A 3,710-nucleotide genomic window follows, 5' to 3' on the forward strand; every position below is an offset into this window, starting at 1 on the left:
TTTTCATTGCCGACAGGCAAGTAAATCAATTCATCTCACTCCCTATAGAGGAAGGAGAATTCTTGATGTTTTTGTTAAAATCTCATTCGTTGAGTTCAATACCAGCTGTCTTGTAGATGTCGCTTCCGAAAGTGCAGTTTCAATGGTATCACTATCCTTGTATTTATTGATTGCTTCTGCGTCAATCATATTCTTTCCATAGATTAAATCGATTTCTCCTTTTTCATTTTTCTTTTCCTCCAATTTCCTTTTCCACGGGCATTATATCATAGGTTAGCGTCAGCTTACCAATACCAAAAAAACATATCCCTGCTATAACGATTTGTTATAACAAGGATATACCTATTGAAAAAGTTGTCGTAAAGACTTTATATATTTTTCTTCGTACTCTTCCAGTTTTTCCTTTGCTCTGAGTATATATCCTACCAATAAGCACTGCTCACAGTTATTAATCTTTATTGTCCGAATATCATACTGCCGATAGCTGGCTTTCATAAAATCCAGCCCCAAACTTACGATGTCCGTATATAGAATCATATCCAGCATACAATGATCACTGTTTGTATGTACCATATGTTTCAGCTGATCCGTCTTAATTGCTCCAAGGCTAAAGCTTTCTATGTACTCTTCCATGCTGAAATAATCCTTATTCGCCTAGGCGAATTTCAGGTTCTTTAATTCTTCAAAGTCCACGCTTTTCCGGTTGTAATAAGGATGATTGGGACCAGCATAGATGCAGAGCTCACATTCTTTTAGAATATGGAACTCCAAATCGTGTACCTTTAAAAACTGCTTCAATGCCTTTTCCTGCTTTTTTGCAATATATACAATGCCAATATTGGTATTTCCATTCTCCACCCAATGAATGACTTCCTCCGCTGCGCCTTCCTGAAATTCAATATGAAGCTTCTCATTGTCTACCTCATTATAGAAATCCGCCAGATTTCTTGCAATCATATTACTTGGGTAAGAACCGATTTTCAGATTCTGATAGGAAGCTGACTCTCCATTTTTTTCAATCATCTCCGCATCCTTAAGCATATGCTTTGCATAGGTAAATACCTTTTCCCCGAAGGGTGTCAGGCTAATTCCCTTTGAGCTTCTCCTTAACACATCATGCTTTAGCTCCGTTTCCAGCTTCTGGATTACTTTACTTATATTGGGCTGAGTCGTATATAAAAGTTCGGCTGCCTTATTCAGGCTCCTGGCTTCCACTGCCGTCACCAGGTATTTCATCTGTTTTAGTTCCATTGATCTCTTCTTCGATTGCTTGTCCCAGGAAATCCCGATCCTCTTCCTTTAATCTGGGGATAAATCCCTTTGCAATCTTAGCCCTTCCTTTTCCTCTGTTTTTCACATAAAAATATCCAATAAAACTAAATATTACCGCTCCAATAAAATTGACAATCAAATCAATCATTGTATCATAAAGACCAATATCCAGATATCCTCCAAGGCCAAGATTTTCGCCATTTATCAAAACTTCTTTTATGTTGTCAATTACAACTGGGGTATTGGTTCTTGTAGGATCCAGCGTAACGGTTGTAATCTGATTAATTACATAATCCTTTTGCATGTCTAAGACAAAAAGGCGATCCATGGCAAATTCAAAGAATTCCCAAATCACTCCAATTGTCATTGAAAAGCAAAAGGCGACTATGGCTAAGAACGCTGGTGAAAGCTCAAATTTCATCTTTTTACTGTTATTTAATATGTCTGCCATAGCAAATCCAATGGCCGCCATTAAAAATCCATTTATCGTATGTAACACCGTATCCCATAGTGGAAATTTAATATAATAAGAACTGATTTCTCCCAATATTTCCGCCGCAAATATAAAAATCAGCATCGTGATTTCTAACCCTTTGGGAAGCTCAATTTTAAAGCTTACCTGAACGAGGCTTGGTACCACCAGCAAAAGGAGTGTCAGCACACATAAGAATACATTTTCATAATTCTTATTAAAAATCTGTAGAACCATCATAACAATTACAAGAATGCGGAGAGTCATATAAACCATAAAAGAACTTTTATGTTCTCTTAACTCCAGTTGTAAAGCCCTTTGCATTATTTTTATTCTTTTACGAATCCCTAATTTTTTCACATTTATCTCCTGCCTTCCCCTACCGAACAATTACTAGATATTTCTTGTATATCTGCATTCCGGATAATTTCCACACCCAAAAAACTCTCCAAACTTTCCATTTCGTTTCATTAATTCACCACCGCATTTGGGGCATATTTCTACTGTTATATTACTTTGCAGCTTCCCTAATTCCTCATAACATTTCTGATTCATCCAGCAATCATTCAAGGCCCGGTGAGCCCCTTCACTGGAAATATGAAAGTAAGCGGAAAGATCCACCAGCTTATGGTGCCTAAGCTGTGGCAAGACTTTTCTGGATAAGTAAAGAGTATCTATGTAATCATTATCAATTACTCCCCCATATAATTCCTCTGTAGCATTATAAATAAACTTCATATCGAAGGTATGTATATTATGTCCTACCAAAATATGATTTTCGCTAAAGGATAAAAATTCATCCAGGGCGTGATTTATTTTCGGAGCCCCTGCAACCATCTCATCCGTAATCCCATTTACCATTGTTGCTCTTTTGGGAATGGATCTTTCTGGATTTACAAGGGTAGAAAAAGTATCCTCTACTTTGCCTCCTACCACTTTGATTCCTGCCACTTCCACAATCCGGTCCGTATTGGAATTAATTCCCGTTGTCTCTAAATCAAATACTACGTAGCTAGGTTCATATTTTGCTAATCGTTTTCCTCTTTTATTTCCAACCATTTTTTCTTTTCCTCATTTGGATTATATTCTTGTTAAGGTGAAATGATACGAACCTCTCCCTTTTCATCTTGAAATGGGTAGTTCGTTATAATTGCTGAGAAATCCTTTAATTCATTGATTTTAATCATTCCCTGCTTTTGAAACTTAGATTCATCCACAACAAGATAAGACTTTTCACAACGCTTTACCGTTTCCCTTTTTAAGAATGCCTTCTCCACGGTAGGGGTCATAACCTCTCCGGTTCCACTGATTATAGCCGCTCCAAAAAATCCTATGTCAAATTTAAAATCCATAATCATCTGTGTTGCATAAGGACCTAATACACTTCCAGTGGACTTCTGAACCATTCCACCACACAGCATCAAATCCACATCGCTCTGTATAAGATAACGGCTGATTTCAATGTCAGTGGTCACTACCATAATATTTTCTATATCCTTAATCTGTTTGGCAATTTCAAGAGTAGTGGTTCCGGCATCTAAAAATATAGTATCTCCAGGAGCCACAAATTGCTTACATAGGGCGGCCAGCTTTTTTTTCTCCTGCTTATGGGAAGTTCTTTTATCTGCATAGGCAGTTTCTTCCCGGGCTATGGCTCCGCCGTGACACCGCTCCACATGGCCGTCATTTTGAAGCTTGACCAGATCTCTTCGAATCGTCATGGGACTTACCTGCATAAGTTCTGCCAATTCATCTACTTGAACGCTTCCTTTTTCTTTTAATATTTCAATAATTCTGCTTTGTCTCTCTGCTGCAAACATACGTATTCTCCTAATAAATAAGGTGCAGCGATTTTAAATTCCTCGCTGCACCCATTTTAACCTATTACATGAAAAAGCTCAAGGCAAGAACTTCAACTACTCCTACTGCCCATGCAACCGTAGAGGTTACAGACCATATCTTAAGC

At 37.8% G+C, this 3,710-nt stretch carries 6 protein-coding genes; all 6 read right to left on the reverse strand.

Going from position 1 to position 3,710, the window contains the following annotated elements:
* Positions 1-42: 42 nt before the first annotated feature.
* Entirely contained in the window at positions 43-243 is a 201-nt protein-coding gene (locus NHH15_RS15265) for a hypothetical protein (protein WP_262067511.1), read from the reverse strand.
* Positions 244-342: 99 nt separating this feature from the next.
* A complete protein-coding gene (locus NHH15_RS15270; protein WP_262067512.1) occupies positions 343-633 on the reverse strand; it encodes a hypothetical protein in 291 nt (96 codons plus the stop codon).
* 21 nt (positions 634-654) lie between these two features.
* Complete coding sequence (locus tag NHH15_RS15275) at positions 655-1,251, reverse strand: LysR family transcriptional regulator (RefSeq protein ID WP_262067513.1); 597 nt, start codon at positions 1,249-1,251, stop codon at positions 655-657.
* Positions 1,193-2,068 (reverse strand): DUF2238 domain-containing protein, encoded by an 876-nt coding sequence (locus tag NHH15_RS15280; protein WP_262067516.1) that lies wholly within the window; start codon positions 2,066-2,068, stop codon positions 1,193-1,195. Before NHH15_RS15280 ends, NHH15_RS15275 begins: the two co-directional genes overlap by 59 nt.
* A 69-nt stretch (positions 2,069-2,137) precedes the next feature.
* Entirely contained in the window at positions 2,138-2,803 is a 666-nt protein-coding gene (locus NHH15_RS15285) for a 3'-5' exonuclease (protein ID WP_262067514.1), read from the reverse strand.
* A 32-nt stretch (positions 2,804-2,835) separates the two neighbouring features.
* On the reverse strand, positions 2,836-3,564 hold the full coding sequence (locus NHH15_RS15290; RefSeq protein WP_262067515.1) for a DeoR/GlpR family DNA-binding transcription regulator: 729 nt from the start codon (positions 3,562-3,564) through the stop codon (positions 2,836-2,838).
* Between the last annotated feature and the right edge of the window lie 146 nt (positions 3,565-3,710).

This window comes from Aequitasia blattaphilus (assembly GCF_024721305.1).
Taxonomy (GTDB): Bacteria; Bacillota; Clostridia; order Lachnospirales; family Lachnospiraceae; genus Aequitasia; species Aequitasia blattaphila.